The sequence below is a fragment of the Bacillus sp. M6-12 genome, assembly GCF_002860285.1.
In the GTDB taxonomy this organism is placed as follows: Bacteria; Bacillota; Bacilli; order Bacillales; family DSM-1321; genus Peribacillus.
Genome location: NZ_PGVF01000035.1, coordinates 19,991 through 33,226, shown reverse-complemented (window position 1 = coordinate 33,226; position 13,236 = coordinate 19,991). Strand labels below are relative to the sequence as shown.

At 42.2% G+C, this 13,236-nt stretch carries 13 protein-coding genes; 8 read left to right on the top strand and 5 right to left on the bottom strand.

The features are described from left to right. Positions 1 to 2: 2 nt before the first annotated feature. From CVD28_RS26845 to CVD28_RS26825, 5 genes are all read left to right on the top strand, one after another. A complete protein-coding gene (locus CVD28_RS26845) occupies positions 3 to 1,532 on the top strand; it encodes an acyl-CoA carboxylase subunit beta (RefSeq protein ID WP_101597725.1) in 1,530 nt (509 codons plus the stop codon). Between the two features lie 189 nt (positions 1,533 to 1,721). After that, a complete protein-coding gene (locus tag CVD28_RS26840; protein ID WP_101597724.1) occupies positions 1,722 to 2,273 on the top strand; it encodes a cysteine hydrolase family protein in 552 nt (183 codons plus the stop codon). Positions 2,274 to 2,318: 45 nt separating this feature from the next. After that, a complete protein-coding gene (locus CVD28_RS26835) occupies positions 2,319 to 3,779 on the top strand; it encodes a nicotinate phosphoribosyltransferase (protein WP_101597723.1) in 1,461 nt (486 codons plus the stop codon). 98 nt (positions 3,780 to 3,877) lie between these two features. Then, the gene (nadE, locus tag CVD28_RS26830) at positions 3,878 to 4,708 is read left to right on the top strand and encodes an ammonia-dependent NAD(+) synthetase (RefSeq protein ID WP_101597722.1); all 831 of its coding nucleotides are present in this window, start codon (positions 3,878 to 3,880) and stop codon (positions 4,706 to 4,708) included. Between the two features lie 245 nt (positions 4,709 to 4,953). Beyond that, entirely contained in the window at positions 4,954 to 5,601 is a 648-nt protein-coding gene (locus tag CVD28_RS26825; RefSeq protein ID WP_180954331.1) for a LysM peptidoglycan-binding domain-containing protein, read from the top strand. An 84-nt stretch (positions 5,602 to 5,685) separates the two neighbouring features. Here CVD28_RS26825 and CVD28_RS26820 read toward each other — a convergent pair whose 3' ends face one another. Both CVD28_RS26820 and CVD28_RS28405 read right to left on the bottom strand, forming a co-directional pair. Then, entirely contained in the window at positions 5,686 to 7,641 is a 1,956-nt protein-coding gene (locus CVD28_RS26820) for an AMP-binding protein (protein ID WP_101597720.1), read from the bottom strand. A gap of 315 nt (positions 7,642 to 7,956) precedes the next feature. Then, positions 7,957 to 8,130, bottom strand: coding sequence for a hypothetical protein (locus CVD28_RS28405; RefSeq protein WP_180954330.1), 174 nt, complete (start codon positions 8,128 to 8,130; stop codon positions 7,957 to 7,959). A gap of 145 nt (positions 8,131 to 8,275) precedes the next feature. Between CVD28_RS28405 and CVD28_RS26815 the strand changes: the two genes are divergently transcribed. Beyond that, a complete protein-coding gene (locus tag CVD28_RS26815) occupies positions 8,276 to 8,470 on the top strand; it encodes a hypothetical protein (RefSeq protein WP_101597719.1) in 195 nt (64 codons plus the stop codon). Positions 8,471 to 8,508: 38 nt separating this feature from the next. Here CVD28_RS26815 and CVD28_RS26810 read toward each other — a convergent pair whose 3' ends face one another. Together CVD28_RS26810 and CVD28_RS26805 are read right to left on the bottom strand one after the other, a co-directional pair. Next, on the bottom strand, positions 8,509 to 9,582 hold the full coding sequence (locus tag CVD28_RS26810) for a DUF3900 domain-containing protein (RefSeq protein WP_101597718.1): 1,074 nt from the start codon (positions 9,580 to 9,582) through the stop codon (positions 8,509 to 8,511). A gap of 151 nt (positions 9,583 to 9,733) precedes the next feature. Continuing rightward, complete coding sequence (locus tag CVD28_RS26805; RefSeq protein ID WP_101597717.1) at positions 9,734 to 10,030, bottom strand: DUF6509 family protein; 297 nt, start codon at positions 10,028 to 10,030, stop codon at positions 9,734 to 9,736. A 107-nt stretch (positions 10,031 to 10,137) separates the two neighbouring features. Here CVD28_RS26805 and CVD28_RS26800 point away from each other — a divergent pair, with 107 nt between their 5' ends. Together CVD28_RS26800 and CVD28_RS26795 are read left to right on the top strand one after the other, a co-directional pair. Continuing rightward, a complete protein-coding gene (locus CVD28_RS26800) occupies positions 10,138 to 10,635 on the top strand; it encodes a metallophosphoesterase family protein (protein WP_101597756.1) in 498 nt (165 codons plus the stop codon). 100 nt (positions 10,636 to 10,735) lie between these two features. Beyond that, complete coding sequence (locus CVD28_RS26795) at positions 10,736 to 12,088, top strand: amino acid permease (RefSeq protein WP_101597716.1); 1,353 nt, start codon at positions 10,736 to 10,738, stop codon at positions 12,086 to 12,088. A gap of 42 nt (positions 12,089 to 12,130) precedes the next feature. On the opposite strand, the gene CVD28_RS26790 is transcribed toward CVD28_RS26795, so the two are convergent. Continuing rightward, a complete protein-coding gene (locus CVD28_RS26790) occupies positions 12,131 to 12,757 on the bottom strand; it encodes a LysE family transporter (protein ID WP_101597715.1) in 627 nt (208 codons plus the stop codon). Positions 12,758 to 13,236: the final 479 nt, after the last annotated feature.

The window sequence follows — 13,236 nt, the reverse complement described above, 5'->3', positions numbered from 1 at the left end:
CCATGACGTTACAGGAAAAACTGATGGAAACCGTTGAGAAAATAAATCAGGGCGGTTCTGAAAAATATCACGAAAAAAATGCAGAAAAAGGAAAGCTGTTTGTTCGCGATCGCTTAAAGCGGTTATTCGACAACGATGTTGAAATAGAAGATGCATTTTTTGCAAACTGCATGCAGGAAGGGCTGCCAGCCGACGGTGTTGTCACCGGAATTGGCAAAATCGGCGGGAGAACCGTGTGTGTCATGGCCAATGATTCTACCGTAAAAGCAGGGTCTTGGGGAGCTAGAACGGTCGAAAAAATAATCAGGATCCAGGAAATGGCCGAAAAATTGAATGTGCCAATGCTTTATCTAGTGGACTCAGCCGGAGCAAGGATAACAGACCAGGTTGAAATGTTCCCTGGGCGGCGGGGGGCAGGACGGATTTTTTACAATCAGGTTAAACTATCCGGAAAAGTACCTCAAGTTTGCCTGCTATTTGGGCCATCCGCTGCAGGAGGGGCCTATATTCCGGCTTTTTGTGACATAGTCGTAATGGTGGAAGGGAATGCTTCCATGTATCTTGGATCACCTAGGATGGCAGAAATGGTCATCGGCGAAAAAGTGACCGAAGAACAGATGGGCGGAGCGAAAATGCATTGTTCAATATCGGGCTGCGGAGATGTACTGGTTAAATCTGAAGAAGAGGCGATTGATTATGCGCGCAGCTACCTTTCCTACTTCCCGGCAAATTTCCGCGAAAAGCCGCCAGTTTTTGATTCGAAAACTACTAAAGAATTCGAAAAAAGCCTTGAGGAATTAATCCCGGCCAACCAAAATGCGCCATTTAATATGCATGATTTCATTGAAAGGTTAATAGATGAAGACAGCTTCTGTGAAATCAAAAAGCTATTCGCCCCAGAGCTTATCACAGGCCTTGCCCGGCTGAATGGAGAATCAATCGGCATTATTGCCAACCAGCCGCGGGTGAAGGGAGGCGTTCTTTTCCATGATTCTGCCGATAAAGCGGCAAAATTTATTGCCCTTTGTGACGCTTTCAACATTCCGCTTCTGTTCCTGGCTGACATACCAGGTTTTATGATTGGCACAAAGGTTGAACAGGCAGGCATTATCCGGCATGGAGCAAAAATGATTTCAGCGATGAGTGAGGCCACCGTGCCGAAAATTTCTGTTGTTGTCCGCAAAGCATACGGGGCAGGACTTTATGCTATGGCCGGACCGGCATTCGAGCCAGACTGCTGCCTGGCGCTACCGTCTGCTTCCATTGCGGTTATGGGCCCGGAAGCAGCTGTAAATGCGGTTTATGCCAACAAAATAAACGCTTTGCCTCCGGAGGAACGCAGTACCTTTATAGAGTTAAAGCGAGATGAGTACAAGAAAGATATTGATATTTATCGCCTTGCATCTGAAATGATTGTGGATGGAATTGTCCAGCCAAACAATTTGCGGAATGAATTAATTGCCCGTTTTGATGCTTACCGGAGCAAAATGCAAATCTTTACAGAGCGCAAACATGGAGTATACCCGGTTTAACAGGGAAATTTCAGGAACCCCGTCATACTGGCGGGGGTTTTTCAATGAAAAGACTTTAGGTGGTAATGGTTGAATTTTCCTTGGAAGGATATATTATTAATATAAAGACAATAAGTGAATGATCTCACAAAAACGGTTCAGTGCAATTTTATCAGCTGATTCCGGATAAGAATAGGAGGAGGAGAACTAATGACCAAGAAAGCTTTGATAAATATTGATTATACGTATGACTTTGTTGCTGAACATGGAGCGCTTACGTGCGGAAAGCCTGGCCAGGCGATAGAGGAAAGCATAACTCTCCTGACAAAGCAGTTTATCGAACGAGGGGATTTTGTCGTCTTTGCCGTAGATTTCCATCTAGCCAATGATGAATACCATCCGGAAACGCCGCTCTTCCCTCCTCACAATATAAAAGGTACTAAAGGGCGAGATTTATACGGATCTTTGGAGACCTTGTATGAAGCTAATAAAATGAAAAGCAACGTTTCTTATATGGATAAAACCCGTTACTCGGCTTTTGCCGGTACGGACCTAGAGTTAAAATTAAGAGAGCGGGGCATTACAGAGGTTCATTTAATTGGGGTCTGTACTGACATCTGCGTTCTTCACACAGCAGTGGATGCCTACAATAAAGGCTTTTCGATTGTTGTCCATAAAGATGCGGTTGCCTCTTTTAATCCAAATGGCCATGAATGGGCTTTAGGACACTTTGAAGGATCTCTCGGTGCAAAAGTAATATAATAGTTTTACTACTCTTTAATAGCATTTATATATGGAGGTTTAATGATGAATTCGCAATATAACGATGACAGTCTTATGCTGCATACTGACCTTTATCAAATTAATATGGCACAAACCTATTGGAATGATAATAAGCACAACAAAAAAGCGGTATTTGAGTTATATTTCCGCCATCTCCCATTCGGAAACGGCTACGGCGTATTTGCAGGATTGGAAAAAATCATACATTACCTGGAAAACTTCCGCTTCACAGAAAGTGACATCGCTTATTTGCGTGATGAACTCGGCTATGAAGATGGCTTTTTAGAATATTTAAGCGGCCTTCGCTTTACTGGAACACTCCATTCCATGAAGGAAGGGGAGCTAGTATTTGGCAATGAGCCGATACTGCGGGTTGATGCTCCGCTTGGAGAAGCCCAGCTAATTGAAACAGCATTGCTGAATATCGTAAATTATCAAACCCTCATTGCGACAAAAGCCGCAAGAATCAAGGAAGTTATCAGAGAATCGGTAGCCATGGAGTTTGGCACAAGAAGGGCGCATGAAATGGATGCCGCTATTTGGGGCACAAGAGCGGCATATATCGCCGGGTTTGCTTCAACAAGCAATGTCCGTGCCGGTAAACTGTTCGGTATCCCAGTTTCCGGTACTCATGCCCATTCCCTGGTTCAGGCTTACAGAGACGAATATAGGGCTTTCCATGAGTATGCCAGCAGCCATAAAGACTGTGTGTTCCTTGTTGATACATATGATACCCTAAAGTCCGGTCTCCCCAATGCCATCAAGGTTGCAAAGGAGCTTGGCGACAAAATCAACTTTATAGGCATTCGCCTTGATAGCGGGGACTTGTCCTACTTGTCTAAGGAAGCCAGAAGAATGCTTGATGAAGCAGGATTTACAGAAACCAAAATTATTGCCTCCAATGATCTGGATGAATACACCATAATAAACCTCCAGTCTCAAGGAGCGCAAATCGACGTTTGGGGCATTGGAACGAAGCTGATTACTGCATTTGAACAGGCAGCCTTGGGTGCTGTTTATAAATTAGTTTCAATTGAGGATGAAAACGGGAATATGGTAGATACTATAAAAATTTCTGGAAATCCTGAAAAAGTAACAACACCTGGCTTAAAAAAGGTATACCGGATTGTTAATTCAGTAAACAACCATGTTGAGGGGGATTATATCGCCATGGAGGATGAAAATCCGCAGGAAGAAGACCATCTTAAGATGTTCCATCCTGTCCATACATACATCAGCAAGTTTGTGACAAACTTTACAGCCCGGGAGTTACATGAAACGATCTTCCGGGATGGCAAGCTGGTGTATAACATACCTTCGCTGGCAGAAGTCCGTTCCTTCTTACAGGAAAATTTGGTTCAGCTGTGGCCTGAATATAGGAGGTCTCTCAATCCGGAAGAATACCCTGTCGATCTTAGCCAAAAATGCTGGGACAATAAAATGGAGAATATAGAAGAAATAAGAAAGAAGGTTGCTGATCTTTAATAGACCGGCAGTTTACCATTATACATTTTTTCAGCGCATAATACAGCTTAAAAAATAATTGTTCAGCTTACTCACTCAAAAGAAAGCAGGGGATATTCATGAGACAATTACAAAAAGAAATCATCGAAAAACTTTTAGTCCAGCCAACGATTGATCCGGAAACTGAATTCCGCAAAAGCGTGGATTTCCTTAAGGACTATTTAAAAAAATATCCTTTTCTGAAAAGCCTGGTGCTTGGTATTTCGGGCGGACAGGATTCAACCTTATGCGGCTATATCGCCCAATCGGCAGTTAACGAACTGAATCAGGAAAATGGCAATGAAGAATATTTATTTGTGGCAGTCCGATTGCCATATGGGGAGCAAAGGGATGAGGAAGATGCACAGGCTGCACTTGATTGGATCAAGCCAAGCAAGAGCGTTACAGTTAACATCAAGCCTGCTGTTGATCAGAGTGTTAAGGCAGTGGAAGAGGGCACTGGCGAGAGCTTGAGCGACTTTCTTAAAGGCAATGTAAAAGCCCGTGAGCGAATGAAGGTCCAATATGACCTTGCAGGTATTTATAAAGGAGTTGTCCTGGGCACTGACCACGCTGCAGAGGCTGTTACCGGCTTTTTTACTAAGCACGGCGATGGTGCTGCTGACCTTGTGCCGCTTTACCGTCTAAACAAACGCCAGGGAAGGGCTATTATGAAATATTTAGGTTCCCCTGAACGGCTGTATTTAAAAATTCCTACTGCCGACCTGGAGGATAATAAACCGCAGATTCCAGATGAGGTTGCCCTGGGAGTATCTTACGATGAAATTGATGACTATCTGGAAGGAAAAGAAATCAATCCTAAAAGCGCAGAAACGCTTGAAGGCTGGTATTTAAAAACCGAGCATAAACGGCATGATGCTATCTCTGTTTATGATACTTGGTGGAAATAAAGAATATCTTAAGCTGCCAGTCACCTTTGGCGGCTATTTTTTATTGTTTAGGAATTATTTAGGGCGCTTGCGCTTTTGTTATTCTGAGTGCCTGGAATATATTTTCATCATTTTAAAATAATTGAAAAACCAAGAGTGGGGATCTATTTCCAGGGGTATATAGGTAAGAAAGGGAAAACATGAAAGTGAAGGTAAAAAGCAACAGGTTTTCAATTCTAATTTATACATCTATGGGGGTGCGTTACATGGTTAGGCCATCAAAAGAAATACAGAAACGTAACCAGGGAAAACCATTTAGATTCGCAGCCAGAATTGCTGGAGGAGTTTTACTTTGCCAAATCTTATTCACCGGGCAGGCTTTGGCTAGCAGCAGCTACATGGTAAAAAAGGGAGAAACATGGAGCCAGATCAGCAAGAATGCAGGTTATCCTGCAAACGAGCTAATGAAACTCAACCGTAAAAAAAATACTTCTCTTGCAGCGGGTGAAGTGATTGTTCTGCCTGGAGGAAAAAATACCTTGCCTAAAAATCCACAGCGCATTAATGTGCTCCCTGGAACTGCAGCAGCCTATTCAGTTTCCAAGGGAGACACACTTTGGAGCATAGCCAAACATTTCGGAACAGCGGTCCAGACGCTGAAGGCGGACAATAAAATAACCAGCAACACAGTAAAAATTGGCCAACAACTTCATATTAGAACCATGGACGAAACAACAGCTATGGTAATTGGGGCAGCAGATGCAAACTCTGTTGAATTTAAGGTTGGCAATGAATACCAGGTATTCAGGGTTCCAAATAGAAGCGGGGAAACCTTTCAGGAAATATCAGGAAAAAAAGTGAAAATTATATACAACAAAGCGACTAAGGAAATTTATACGTACAAAGTACAATGATGGCAGCAGCCCGCGGAAAACGGTTCCGCGGGCTGCTTTCTTTTGTTAATGCATTCTGAGATCCAGAAAAACAATTAAGCTAATTTAAGCTTTCGTTCCTTCCCAAAATAAGCGGATTGCTTCCACAGTTGCCGGATTTTCAAGAGAAGAAAGGTCTCCGGAATCCTGGTTAAGGTAGGCTGATTTAATAACTCGGCGCATCACTTTTCCATTGCGGGTTTTTGGCAGCTCCTCGACAAATAAAATATCTTTTGGAGTTAGCGCCTTGCCGAGATGCTTTGAGACAAGCTGGTACAGCTCGGCCTTGAGTGTGTCATCAGCCTGGACACCTGGTTTTAATACCGCAAAACAAATTGCCGCCTCGCCCTTTACGGGATCAGGAATACCAATCGTCGCTGCTTCAATAATCGATTCATGCTCAACAAGTGCCGATTCCATTTCAGCTGGGCCAAGACGTTTGCCGGCTACATTTAGAATATCATCGGATCGCCCAGTGATCGTCCAATAGCCATCATCATCCTTGATTACCCAATCCCCATGAACCCATGTATCTGGCCAGCGGCTCCAATATGTTGTTTCATAACGTTCATTTTCCTTCCAAAATCCGTTGGTCATTCCAACCCAAGGCTTACAAATAACAAGTTCACCAACTTCATTTGTTACAGGGTCGCCTTTTTCGTTGTAAACATGGACATCCATGCCTGGAATCGGTGAGTTAAATGTAATGGGTGTAATTGGTCTAATCAATACATTACCAAGGATCCCGCCTGAGATTTCGGTGCCGCCAGAATAGTTGATGATAGGAACCTTGTTTTTCCCGACCTTTTCAAACAGCCACATCCATGGCTCAGGGTTCCATGGCTCGCCAGTTGAACCGATTGCCCGGAGTGACGATAAATTATGTTTGTAAATATAGTCCGTATCATACTTCATTAAACTGCGAATGAGGGTAGGCGAAATTCCAAGATGGGTGACAGAATGCTTGCTGACAATTTCCCAAAGCCTTCCTGGGTCAGGAAAATCAGGAGTACCTTCAAACATTAAGACAGAGGCACCATTAACCAAACCGCCAAAAATTAAGAAAGGTCCCATCATCCAGCCCATATCTGTGTACCAGAAAAGGGTATCACCTTGTTTTACATCCATGCAGATTCCCGCATCAAAAGCTGCCTTGATTGGAAAACCTGCATGAGTATGGACCGCCCCTTTAGGCTTTCCGGTTGTTCCCGATGTGTAAATCAGCATGAAAGGGTCACTCGCATCGGTGTCTGCTGTAGTGAAAGTGCTTTCATTTTTGGTTATTGTATTCCAATCGATATCCCGGGAACTGTCCCATGGAATATCAGCTCCTGTGCGGCGCACGACAACCACTTTTTCAATGGAAGGTGACTGCATGACCGCCCGATCTGCTTCTTCTTTCATCGACACCTTTTTGCCCCGGCGGAAAAAACCGTCTGCTGTAATCAATACCTTGGCCTGGGCTGCATTTATCCTTGCAGATACTGCCTCGGCTCCATATCCTGAAAAGGCTGGAGAGAAGATAGCCCCGATTTTGGCAACAGCAAGCAAGGCGATTAAAGTTTCAGGGATCATTGGCATATAGATGGTTACTACATCGCCAGGTTTAACGCCAATTCTTGAAAGTCCGGCTGCTGCGCGGCTGATTTCCTGATTCAGTTCTGCGAAGGTAAATGTTTTTTCCTCATTATTATCTCCTTCCCATATTAAAGCAGGCTGATCTTTAGTATCTTCAGCTTCAGCCCATTTTTCAACAGCGTTGTGGACAATATTCATCCTGCCTCCCGGGAACCAGCTTGGATACTTAAAGCCGTGTGACAGATCGAGTGATTTCTGATAATCCTTTTTCCAGGAAATGTTCAGCTCTTTCACAGCTTCATCCCAAAACCATCCAATATCTTCAATGGATTTATCATAAAAAGCATCATAATCGGAAAATCCAAGTTTGTTCATCCATTGATATAGCCTTGTGTTTTTTATGTATTCATCTTGAGGAAACCAAACTGCGTCAGCCTTTCCCATAAAAAACCCTCCAAACAATTCAAAATTTTTGATAACTTTAGTATATCGCAAAGAACCGCTAAAGGAAAAAATTGTTTTCGTTGGAACTTTTCTAAAATTGTCTGTTAAAAGGGCTTAGGGATAACAAAAGGCAGTTAAAGAAAATAAGGATATGTCTGATGGGTATCATGGAGACCGCGAACAAGTTAATTACTTTATATAAGGGGATATTCAAGATGCCATACAGGAGAAGAGGAAAAAAATACAAATAGGAAAGCCGGATAATTATCCGGCTTTTTCAGTAAATCTCAACACTGCTGATTGAGCATTAAGCTTTTAACGGTTGTTAGCCGGAAAATTATTTTTCTTATTGATGCGGTCGCTATCAAGGCTAATGCTAGATTCTGCTTCTGGCTGCCCGAAGATTTCAATAAATCCTTGCTGCAGGTCAGTCATTCCTTCATTTTGGAGATTTGCGTTATTTATTACATTTTGGTTCGGATAATCCATGACTTCACCCCCTGAAAGTAGGTTGCGAAGAATGGGAAAAATGATACACCGCATTTAATTCTTTATATCATGCGAACGTTGGCTTTTATTAACTTAGATACATGATAGGTATAATGGTTACCTTAATAACCTGGAGGTGAGGTCAATGGCAGACAACAGGCAAAATCGTAATGCGTCCTGTATCGCTCAGTCCTTGGAAAATCAGGAATACGCACCTGGAGTTGACGCACGCGCAACTTGCGACAATCAGGCAGAAGCGGCCGAAAATCAAGCTGGCTCATCGGGCCGATTTGGTACAGAATTCTCAAGTGTCGAAAACACATCCACCAGAAAGCTTTAGAAGAAGGGCACCCATTCTCGGGTGCCCGGTCAGTCGGGCTAGTAATCTCCCAGACTTTTTCTATGAATCTTCTCAATAACCTCCTGAAGCTCATCCGGTTTATGAAACTCAATCGGAGATACGCCTTTTTCAAAAGAGACAGTATCAGCTTCAATCAGCAGAACATACCGTCCATTTACCTTTGCAAGATGGATCGTATCGCCAAAATCCGCCAGCAATCCGCTTACTGAGACTTGTCCTATTTTCATTTTAAGTTCTGCCTCTGGCGTATGTTCGATGATTTGTGCGGAAGCTTCGATTACCTGATGGGTGGTCAGCCTTTCCTGGATCTCCCGTTTGGGGCTGGCTTCCCAGATTTCCATTGCCTGTTCAAAATGCTGACGCTCCTCACTGCTTTCTTCAAATTCTTCAAACACATGCTCCTGCACCATCGACATGACTTGCGATTTCAAGATTTCAGGGATGGACTCGCCATACTCAACAAACTTAAGGAAATCCTCGAAATAACGGGCATGTGATGCCTGGTGAATCTTTAACTCATGTTCTTCAATCATTCCTTCTTCCGGCATAAAGGGAAATTGGATTGATTTCATGTTTTTTGTGGTTATTGCCATTTCTACATTTCGAATCAGGCTAGATTCATCAGCAATCGAAGCAACCTTTGGTTCAAAATCGCATTTCATAATAAAAACGAAAGGTTGATCGAAATATTTGCTCAGCTTTGCGGAAGCAACGAGAAACACTCCGCCGCGGACAGCACTTGTATCGATATAGGAGATGACGAATTTTTCGTTTTCTGCCTGAAAGCTTTCCATCGTTTCCGCATACCGAACCCGATTAAATAAATTGTAGTTGGGATTTGAATCGAGACTATGTCCTCCCTCAACAATAAAATGGCCAATCTTTGTCGGAACCTGTTCAGCTTTTGGATGGCGGTCAACCTTGCGTTTTGCAATCTTCATCAGTTCCCCATCCAGAAATTCCTTAAGAGGGCTGTTTTCATATCCAGCTGTATCAAGCGTCTGGAAATGCTTATACCGCTTATCAGTCTGTTCTCCCTTTCCTTCCACTTGCACGACATAGAAGGAAAGGAACTTAATATCAAAATCCATGTTATTCACCTTGTTTCTAATTTTTCGCTTTCACAAGTATAGAAAATGGCTTTACGTTCGTCAATCGATGAAAGCTTGAATGGAGTAAATAAATAAAAACAGATATAAAAGAGAAGAAACCCCATACAGGTGTCAGGGTTTCTTCATGCTTTTATTCAGTTTTAGGGATTAAATTTTCACGGCAATAGGCATTTATCTGTGCCTCTTCTTCTTCTTCAAGGGCAAAATCTAAATACTTTTCAGTTTCATTTTCATAAAAGTCATATTTTGCAATATAAGCCTTATCATCTTCAAGAACATATATCACTTTTAAATAAACGCCTTTTTCTGAATAAAGCTCATCATCATCGGGTACATCAAGATCAATCAAGAATTCAAAACGGTTTCCAGGCAAAATGCCAAACGGGTCATTAATTAATTCAAGAGTATGGCCAGTTATTGGAAGCATCCAATCGCCTTCTTTCTGGTTATTTTATGCAATTACTCGATTATACCTGTAAAATCAAAAATCATAAAGGATTAAGCGTACAAACTATAACGGGGAGTGATACTATCTTGAAAATTATTGTGCTGGCTGATACTCATATGCCAAGAATGTCAAAAAAGCTGCCAGAAGCACTGCGTTCAGGATTGAAAGGAGCCGGCCTTATCATTCATGCAGGTGATTGGCGGACTGCAGACCTTTATTATGAACTCCAGCAATATGGGCGAGTGGAGGGTGTTTCAGGCAATGTCGATGGCCCAGACATTAAACAGCTTGTCCCGGAAAAAAAGCTTCTAATAATTGAAGGTTTTAAGATAGGAATAGTCCATGGGCATGGAAAAAGGCTGACAACTGAAAAGAGGGCGCTTGCCGCTTTTGATGGTGAAAAACCTGATGTTATAGTTTTTGGCCATTCCCACATACCATCTTTATCTTATACGGATGAAACATTGCTATTCAATCCCGGTTCACCTACCGACAAACGGCGGCAGCCCCGCTATTCCTATGGTGTGATAACAATAGGGGAAGAATTAAAAGCTGAACACATTTTTTTTGACAGCAAGGAGTAACGATTTCCGATTCTTTGCATTTGCCAAAAAATACTGCTGTATTATCTTTCTCCGTTTTTCAAAAGCTATATTCAAATAGCATCAAAAAGGCGGGGATCTCATGTCGGAAAAAACAAGCAGTCCTTGCGAACCAAAAAAGGGAAACCTTAAATGGTGGCAGCTTTCCTTAATCGGAGTCGGCTGTATCATTGGGACTGGTTATTTTCTCGGTTCTGGGATTGCAATTAAGAAAGCAGGACCTGCAGTTCTACTGGCATTTTTGTTTGCGGCCATTGGTACATATGTGGTATATGATGCCCTTGCACGAATGAATGCTGATCATCCTGTAAAAGGGTCATTTTGTGCCTATGCGAAAGAAGCTTATGGCCATTGGGCCGGATTCAGTAATGGCTGGGTTTATTGGAGTGCAGAAGTTCTTATTATGGGGAGTCAGCTGACCGCTCTTGGGTTATTTACTCGCTTTTGGTTCCCGCATATTCCTTTATGGATATTTGCATCTGTATATGCTGTTCTTGGACTCTTGGTCGTTATGATCGGTTTGAATGCTTTTGAAAAAGTAGAAAACATAATGGCGGTTATTAAAATACTGGGAATTTTTATGTTTATCATAATAGCTGCATTGGCGGTATTTCATTTCATTGATGGCAGCCAAAAGCACCCGACGGTCCCTGCCAGCATGGATATGATTTTCCCGAATGGCCTTAAAGGGTTATGGGCAGCTATGATATACGCGTTCTATACCTTTGGCGGAATTGAAATTATGGCTTTAATGGCAACAAAATTGAAGAATCCCGACGAAGGACCGAAGGCTGGAAAAGTAATGCTTTCGATTTTGGCGGTTATCTATGTCTTATCCATCGGCTTAGCTGTGCTTTTGGTTTCATGGAATCTGTTCCGGGAGAATGAAAGCCCTTTTGTAACCGCACTAGATGGCTATAATTTGCCTTTTGTACCGCATGTGTTCAATGCTATTCTGATAATTGCCGGTTTCTCCACAATGTCTGCTTCTTTGTATTCAGTAACTGATATGTTAGTTAATCTTGCGGAAGATGGAGACGCTCCAAAAGTTTTTGCTAAAAAAGCAACAAAGCGCAAAATCCCATTTCCTGCCTTGATTATTACAGCTATAGGCTTAATAATTTCTATAGTATTGGCGCTGTTATTGCCGAAAAACCTCTTTGAACACATCACTACGGCTGCCGGATTAATGCTGCTGTATACGTGGCTGTTCATTTTATTTACTTTTGCCAGGCTGATGAAAATAAAAGGATTCGACCAGGTCAAAAGGATTGTGGGGATACTTCTGATTTTAGCTGCTGTAAGCGGAACGCTTGTGGAACATGCAAGCCGACCGGGATTTTTCATAAGCCTTGCCTTTCTTGCCGTGATCGGAGCAGCCACCCTGATAATGAGACGCAAATGGCCCAGCAATGAAACGGAGCAGCAGTCCTGAGTTTAAAAAACCTTGCCCAGTGCAAGGTTTTTTGCTGAGATATTAGCTTACAAACACCTTATATGCCTGATAGCCAAAATAAATTCCGAATCCGATTAAAGAAAGCCCTGATATAACAGATATCATTGTAAGTAGACGGGTGGTCAATAATCTCCTGAAGCTGCTTGCAACACTTGCCATTGTAATATCCCACAGCAGGATACCGGAAAATATCGCTCCGCTGTATAATAACAAATGGCTGAAATCATATGAATTAGCAGCATTGGCGAGAACCGATCCGTATATCCCCAGCCAAAACAGGATGGTAAGCGGATTAGACAGTGACATGAAAAAGCCGGAAAAAAATGATTTGAAAAGAGAATCGGTTTTTTTTCGCTGATCGGCCTGAACCTTGCCAGCACTGATGATGCTTTCCACCCCAGAATAGCAAAGCACGAAAAAACCAAACAGCCACAAGAAAGTCTTCATAAAGGGAGTCTCTAGAAAATGGACAACGCCGAAGTATACTAATGCCATATAAATTGCATCAGCAAGGGCAGCACCAAGTCCAAGGATCCAGGCGTGCATAAAACCGTTTTTAATACCTTTATCAAGCTGTGCTGCATTGATCGGCCCAATTGGCGCAGCTAGTGACAGTCCCAAAAATACGTATCCAATTAATACACTCATAAATTCCCCCCGCTTTAAGCTTCGATATGCTCGTACAATTCTATTCAGAAAATTATGCTTGTACTACATAATTTTTCGGCTGAATCAGATTTTCTATTTCAGGAAAAGCTTGCTCCAGATTTAAAAAGATGATATAATAAACTTTGCGATGAGCTAATTTGTATAAGCCGATAGACAAGCCTTAGGGTTAAACGTTTGGATGTGGCCAAACGGTTTATCGCCTCAAAACGCATCAAAGACGCCTGCTGTGCAGGCGTCTTTTTGTGGTGCGAATTAGAGTCTTTAAATTCATTCAAATGCAAAAATAACGATAAGAGAAAAGTAAGGATATCCCTTGCTATTGTTTTAACAAAAATAAAATCTTTTTGAGATAGATTTACAGTCACAAAGAACTTTTTGGACCGGCATAGTTAAACATAAGAGTATTATCACTGACATACATTAGTGATTTAAGATATAATCAATTTATCCGGTATATG

Coding starts and splice junctions, on each gene's coding strand:
- nadE (WP_101597722.1), top strand. CDS start 3,878: ATGAGACAATTACAAAAAGAAATCATCGAAAAACTTTTAGTCCAGCCA.
- CVD28_RS26845 (WP_101597725.1), top strand. CDS start 3: ATGACGTTACAGGAAAAACTGATGGAAACCGTTGAGAAAATAAATCAG.
- CVD28_RS26810 (WP_101597718.1), bottom strand. CDS start 9,582: ATGGATTTTGATATTAAGTTCCTTTCCTTCTATGTCGTGCAAGTGGAA.
- CVD28_RS26805 (WP_101597717.1), bottom strand. CDS start 10,030: ATGCTTCCAATAACTGGCCATACTCTTGAATTAATTAATGACCCGTTT.
- CVD28_RS26795 (WP_101597716.1), top strand. CDS start 10,736: ATGTCGGAAAAAACAAGCAGTCCTTGCGAACCAAAAAAGGGAAACCTT.
- CVD28_RS26840 (WP_101597724.1), top strand. CDS start 1,722: ATGACCAAGAAAGCTTTGATAAATATTGATTATACGTATGACTTTGTT.
- CVD28_RS26825 (WP_180954331.1), top strand. CDS start 4,954: ATGGTTAGGCCATCAAAAGAAATACAGAAACGTAACCAGGGAAAACCA.
- CVD28_RS26835 (WP_101597723.1), top strand. CDS start 2,319: ATGAATTCGCAATATAACGATGACAGTCTTATGCTGCATACTGACCTT.
- CVD28_RS28405 (WP_180954330.1), bottom strand. CDS start 8,130: ATGGATTATCCGAACCAAAATGTAATAAATAACGCAAATCTCCAAAAT.
- CVD28_RS26790 (WP_101597715.1), bottom strand. CDS start 12,757: ATGAGTGTATTAATTGGATACGTATTTTTGGGACTGTCACTAGCTGCG.
- CVD28_RS26815 (WP_101597719.1), top strand. CDS start 8,276: ATGGCAGACAACAGGCAAAATCGTAATGCGTCCTGTATCGCTCAGTCC.
- CVD28_RS26820 (WP_101597720.1), bottom strand. CDS start 7,641: ATGGGAAAGGCTGACGCAGTTTGGTTTCCTCAAGATGAATACATAAAA.